Raw genomic sequence first — 5957 nt, forward strand, 5'->3', positions numbered from 1 at the left:
TTCGACAGGCAATCGTCGAAGCGCTTCGACGCGGGACTTTCCGGTGACGCTAGAGAACCCGCCGCACAGATGTCAACGGTGTGACGAAGACATTTCCGGGACCGTGACCATGCGGCCGGTCCCGGCCCTCACGCTCCCCCTGCCCTGCGCGGATTCGACCGCGTCGATGCCCGAGCCGCGACCGGTTGAAGAATGGAGCCCATGGCGAACACCGAGGCCCGGCGCCGCTGGCGCGACCAGCAGCGCGCGGAGCAGAGTCGGCGGCTGCGCCCGGACGTCGCCCAGGGCGCCCTCGAGGGGTTCGCCCTGGTACGCCCGGACGGCTCCCTGACCGCCGAGGTCGTCCACGTCCAGTGGATGGACAACCATCCGGCCGGCCCGGACACGCACGTGACGGTGTCGTTCGCCGACGGGACCGACGTCGAGTTCGCCTTCGACGTACCGGTGGTAAAGGTCCGGGCGGCCGATCTGCCCTCGGTGACCCCGGACGAGGCACGCCGGGCGGCGCCGGCCGGATGGGGAGCCGACGCCGGCCGCCGGCCGGAGATCTGACCGGCACGCAGCTGTTGCCCCGCCGGGGCCGTGTCCTGCCGATCAGTTCTGGTTGATGTGTCGGGTGCGGGACGCGGTGAACTGACGGACAAGGCCTGCCGGTGATAGAGCCGTTGTTGTCCGAGCCAGGCCGCAGGTCAGGACGGTGGCGAGACCACCGTCAGGTGATCACGGAATCCTCTGGAAGCTACCGGCCGGGGCACCCTGGCGGGACCGGCCGGAACGCTACGGACCGTGGAAGACCGGGGCCGGCCGCGGAAGAAGCCGGACATGCTGATCACCGACAAGGCCTACGCCCACGACCGGACCCGGCGCGGGCTACGCGAACGCGGGATCGCGCACACCAGCGCTGAACGAGCCGACCAGATCGCCCGCCGGGCTGCGAAAGGCAGCTCGGGCGGGCGACCGCCGGACTTCGACGGCGCGACCCACCGGAACAGAAACGTCGTAGAACGCTGCTTCAACCGGTTCAAACGGCAGCCCTTTACCCAGCATCACTACTGCTCATCGCCGCTCCGATCAGGCTCCGATGATCGGCAGGACACGGCCTCGACCGGGCCGCCAACCTCGGGCCACGTCAGGCTGGCCTCACCCCCGGAGCGCCGGCCTCACCGCCCGGGGAACGCCGACCTCACCCCCGGAGCGCCGGCCTCACCCCTCGACACTCAGTGACCGCGGGGCGAGCCGCAGCTGTCGCGCTCGACCAGCGTCGGCGGGAGCAGGCGGACCGGGTCGGTGTGGCGGCCGTCGAGCAGCTTCATCGCCGTCTCGACCGCGAGGCCGCCCACGTCGTGGGCCGGGATGTCGATCGACGTCAGCGCGATCGGCATGCCCAGCGCGACATCCCGCGGGCACACCGCGACCACCGACATGTCCGACGGGATCTGGCGGCCGGACGACTTCAGCTCGTCGAGCACGAGCCGCAGAACTTCCTCGTTGTGCACCACCAGCGCCGTCGCGCCCGGCAGCTCGGCGTCGATGTCGGCCAGGGCCTGCCGCACGCCCTCGGGACCCGGCTCGCACGGATGCGACAGCGTCTCCAGCCCCTGCGCCGCCGACGTCTCGTTGAAGCCGGCCAGGAACCGCTCGGCGTACGACGTGCCCCGGCGATAGACCGCCGGCGACGGTCCCACCAGGGCGATCCGCCGGTGCCCGTGCCACGCCAGGTGCCGCAGAGCCTCACCGGCCGCCGCCGCGAAGTCGAGGTCGACACACACGATGCCGGCCGGGTCGGTCGGCAGGCCGATCAGCACCGACGGCTGCTTGAGCTTGCCCAGAGCCGGGATGCGCAGATCGTCGCGTTCCACGTCCATCACGATCAGCGCGTCGACCATCGTGCTGTTGGCGACCCGCTCCAGCCCGGCCGTGCCCTCGTCCTTGGTCAGCAGCAGCACGTCGTGGTTGTGGGTGCGGGCCGTCGTGACGACCGCGGTCGCGAACTGCATGATGACCGGCACGTTGACGTCGACGCGCAGCGGCACCACCAGCGCCAGCACGTTGGTCTTGCTGCTGGCCAGCGCCCGGGCCCCGGCGTGCGGGTGGAACCCCAGCTCGGCGATGGCCGCCTGCACCCGGGCACGGGTCTGGGCCGAGATCGGCCGGCGGCCGCTCAGCACGTACGACACGGTGCTCGGCGAGACCCCGGCCGCCCGGGCCACGTCATTGATCGTCGGCATCGGCCCTCCTGCGGTCGATCCTACTGAGAGTTATTCGGGGCGGTGGTGCCCGACCCGGTGTCCCCGCCCGCCGGTTCACCAGGCCGGCGGGCGGGGCTCCCCTCTCACCGAATGGAGAACGTGGCGACCCGGATCCCGGGCCCGCCGAAAACCAGATAGAGGTCGTGCCGGCCGTCATTGCGGGCCAGCCGGGCCGTGGTGCTCACATAACCGTCGGAGGACACGTTCGCCGTGCCGAGAAGCCGCCCGGTCGGCGAATCCAGCCGCACCTGCACGGTTCCCGACCCGAGGGCCGACGCGCTGAAGGTCCTACCGTCCCGCAATTCAACGTCCTTGAAGGCGATCCATTGACCGGCGGCCGTGCTTCCGACCACGGTCCCCGACAACGGCGATTCGGGAAGGAGCGTCGTGCCGGCGTACGCGTCAAAGGCCTCCGCCCTCGTGGCGTGCGCGAGGTCCCGGGCCGGAATGGTCTCTCCCCGGACCGCGATCGCGGTCCGGGCCCGGATATCGGCCGACGAGGAACCGACCAGGATGTCGTAGGTCGATGTCTCGGTCACCCACCGGCCGCGGGTGACATCCCAATGGGCGAGATCGGCCGGGCTGAGCGGAAGGGTCACGGTCGCCGTTCGGCCGGGCTCCAGATGTACGCGCTGAAAACCGCGCAACTGCTTCACAGCGACCGTGTCCCGCGAGTTCCGCTGGTGGGTGTAAAGCTGGACGACCTCGTCACCCGCCCGTTTACCGGTGTTCGTGACCGCGACCCGCACCGAGCCGCCCGAGACCACCGGCGTGCCATATCGGAATGAGCTGTAGGACAGGCCGAAACCGAAGGGGTAAAGGGGCTTCTGTTCGCTGTAGAGATAGGTCTGGCCGCTCGAGATGATGTCGTAGTCGTTGAGATCGGGCGGCAACTGGGCGGCCGACGCCGGCCAGGTCTGGGTGAGCCGGCCGGCCGGGTTGTAGTCGCCGTAGAGCACGTCCGCGATCGCGTGCCCGGTCTCGGCGCCGGCGTGGGTGGTCCAGACGATGCCCGGGATGTGCTGCTGCTCCCAGGTGATCGTGTCCGGATAGCTGGTCTGCAGCACGACGATCGTGTGCGGGTTGGCCTGCCGCACCGCGCGCACCAGCGCCTCCTGCCCGTCTCCGAGCGCCAGCGACGTCCGGTCGTGCGCCTCCCGGCCGTTGATGAACGGGTTGCTGCCGACGACGACCACCGCGGTGTCGGCCTTTCGAGCCGCGGCGACCGCCTGGTCGACCGCGCTGCTGATCACCTGCTTGCGGAAATGGGCCGCGTGCGAAGCGTCGGATGCTCCGAGGGTCAGACCACCATCGGGGTTGACCGTCACGTAGGTATTACCGCCGAACCACGTCTCCTGCGTCTCGTATCCCGCGTAGTGCAGCGCCACGGTCCCGTCCGGCTGCGGCTCGATCTTGAACTGCTGCTGGACGTACCAGCCGTTGGGCTGATCGTCGTGGGTGATGAACGGGCCCCAGTTGTAGCCCAGGTATTTGCCGTTGCCGACGTTCTTCAGCGTCGAGACGTTCTGTCCCCAGTCGACCGCGTCGAACTGAGCGGCGGCGTCCGGTTCATCGGCCGTCGCTTTGACGGCATCAGGGTCGGCCGCGCTCACGAATTTGCCCGTAGCCACGTCCTGCAAGGCGATCCGGTCGGCACCGTCGCTCGTCGACACGGAGCCGGCCTTGGCCCGGATGCCGTCGAGCGCCGTCACCTTGTACGGCAGCGTGCCCGCGTACCAGTCGCTGTACAGCGTGTCGGCCAGCGGCCCGACCACGGCCACCTTGCCGCCCGGCTTGAGCGGCAGCGCGCCGTCCTGGTTCTTGAGCAGGACCATCGCCTCATCGGCGGTCTTGCGGGCCAACTGCCGGTTGGCGGGACTGTTGATGACCGCGGGCGTGATCTTCGCGTACGGTCCCCCGGAGGGATCGAACTCCCCCAGCCGGAACCGGATGCTCAAAGCCTGACCCACCGCCACATCGATGTCCTGCTCGGAGAGCAGGCCCTGGTCGAGGGCCTGGTGAATCGCGGCGGCCATCGGGGCGCCGTCCGCGTTGTCGATCGTGAAACTGTTGATGCCCGCCTTGATCACCGCGGCGTCGGCCTCGGCCTGGGTCGCGAAATAGTGCTGCGACCCGGTCAAGTTGTAGGGCGCCCCGGCATCGCTGACGTTGAACACCGGATAGTCCGACCACCCGCGCACCAGCGTCGCCAGATCCGGGTCGACCGTCGCCGGCCGCCCGTTGACCAGGTTGTAGGACGCCATCACCCCGGTCGCCGCGTTCGCCCTCATCGCCGGCTCGAAGGCCTGACGGTCATATTCGTTCAGCACCCGCTGCGGCACGGTCGACGACGTCACGTCGCGGCCGGTCTCATTGTTGTAGGCGAGGTAGTGCTTCAGCGTCGGCGCCGTCTTGAGATGGGCCGGGTCGTTACCCTCCAGCCCTTTCCCGTACGCGGTGGAGATCGCCCCGGTGAGCAGCGGATCCTCCGAATAGCCCTCCTCGTTGCGCCCCCACCGGGGATCGCGCAGCAGGTTGACCACCGGCGCCCACAGATTGAGGCCGAACACCCGCGGATTTTCCGCGTTGAATCCGCGCGCCTCGTCACCGACCGCCCCGCCCACCTGCTTGATCAGGTCGGTGTCCCAGGTGCTGGCCAGACCGACCGGCTGGGCGAAGGTCGTGCCATCAGCCGGTACGACGTTCGAATTGTTGTCGATGTCATTCGACCAGGCCACGCCGTGCAAGGCTTCGGTGCCGGCCTTGAACAGCTTGATCCCCAGCCGCGGCACCGCCGGCTGATATTGGTGAAGCATCGAGATCTTCTCGTCCAGCGTCAGCCGCCCGACGAGGTCGTCAACCCGGGCCTGCAACGGCAGAGACGGATCCCGGAACGGAAAATTGGAATCGGCGCGGGCAGCGCCGGGAGCGGTCGGCACGGCGATCAAAGCCGCGGCCAGCACCGCCAGGATTCGCCTCGGCATGGCGATTCTCCTAGCACACGACAATGGCAAGGGCATGGAAATGTCCGAGCTCAGCGGGTTCGCTCAGAGCGAGTGAAATTCGCCCCGACGAATGGTCGTCGAAGCGCTTCGATTGTTCGGTGGTATCGCTCACGATAGATGTCACCCCACCCCGTGTCCACCGTCTGCCAAAAATCCGGCCCCACGCTGCTCCGCCAGCTCCCACGCCAAGGTGGCCGGATAGCGCCGACATTCGGGTAGGCGGGCAGCCGGGCAGCCAGGCCGGGCTGACATCCGGGCAGCGCTGGCATCGGGGTAGGCGGGCAGCCGGGCAGCGCCGACATTCGGCTAGCCAGGCAGGGCCGGCATCCGGGCAGCGCTGGCATCGGGGCAGGCGCGCAGCGCTGGCATCCGGGCCGCCAGGCGGTGCCGGCATCCGGGCAGCGCTCGCATCCGGGTGGGCGCGCAGCGCTCGCATCCGGGCAGCCAGGCGGGGCTGGCACCCGGAAACCCAGCCGGCGCCGATGCCAGCAGGGCAGTGGGCTGGGCGGCTGCGGAGGCTTCGCCATTCAGATCGTCGCGGCGCGGCCTGTTTCCTGCCTCACGCCGCGTTCGCCGTCCTAGGATCCTAGATGGCTGGGCTCGCCGCAGGCTGGGCTCGCCGCAGGCTGGGCTCGCCGCAGGCTGGGCTCGCCGCAGGCTGGGCTCGCCGCAGGCTGGGCTCGCCGCAGGCTGGGCTCGCCGC

At 69.6% G+C, this 5957-nt stretch carries 4 protein-coding genes and 1 pseudogene; 2 read left to right on the top strand and 3 right to left on the bottom strand.

The window, feature by feature from the left end; translation table 11 throughout:
• The first annotated feature begins 201 nt into the window (after nucleotides 1-201).
• Nucleotides 202-552 (top strand): hypothetical protein, encoded by a 351-nt coding sequence (locus AB0M88_RS51245; RefSeq protein ID WP_364115294.1) that lies wholly within the window; start codon nucleotides 202-204, stop codon nucleotides 550-552.
• A gap of 95 nt (nucleotides 553-647) precedes the next feature.
• A pseudogene (locus AB0M88_RS51250) lies at nucleotides 648-796 on the top strand (transposase); the annotation flags it as partial.
• Between the two features lie 74 nt (nucleotides 797-870).
• On the opposite strand, the gene AB0M88_RS51255 reads toward AB0M88_RS51250, so the two are convergent.
• From AB0M88_RS51255 to AB0M88_RS51265, 3 genes are all read right to left on the bottom strand, one after another.
• Nucleotides 871-1050 carry a hypothetical protein gene (locus AB0M88_RS51255; protein ID WP_364115296.1) on the bottom strand — a complete coding sequence of 60 codons (180 nt, stop codon included), beginning with the start codon at nucleotides 1048-1050 and terminating at the stop codon, nucleotides 871-873.
• Between the two features lie 167 nt (nucleotides 1051-1217).
• Nucleotides 1218-2228: a LacI family DNA-binding transcriptional regulator gene (locus AB0M88_RS51260; RefSeq protein ID WP_364115298.1), complete on the bottom strand. Its 1011-nt coding sequence runs from the start codon at nucleotides 2226-2228 to the stop codon at nucleotides 1218-1220.
• A 104-nt stretch (nucleotides 2229-2332) separates the two neighbouring features.
• Entirely contained in the window at nucleotides 2333-5233 is a 2901-nt protein-coding gene (locus AB0M88_RS51265) for a glycoside hydrolase family 3 C-terminal domain-containing protein (RefSeq protein WP_364115300.1), read from the bottom strand.
• Nucleotides 5234-5957 lie beyond the last annotated feature (724 nt).

The organism is Actinoplanes sp. NPDC051411, assembly GCF_040682075.1.
GTDB lineage: Bacteria > Actinomycetota > Actinomycetes > Mycobacteriales > Micromonosporaceae > Actinoplanes.

What these genes read in the sequence shown, in the direction of transcription:
- AB0M88_RS51260 (WP_364115298.1), bottom strand. Translation starts at nt 2,228, where the DNA reads ATGCCGACGATCAATGACGTGGCCCGGGCGGCCGGGGTCTCGCCGAGC.
- AB0M88_RS51245 (WP_364115294.1), top strand. Translation starts at nt 202, where the DNA reads ATGGCGAACACCGAGGCCCGGCGCCGCTGGCGCGACCAGCAGCGCGCG.
- AB0M88_RS51265 (WP_364115300.1), bottom strand. Translation starts at nt 5,233, where the DNA reads ATGCCGAGGCGAATCCTGGCGGTGCTGGCCGCGGCTTTGATCGCCGTG.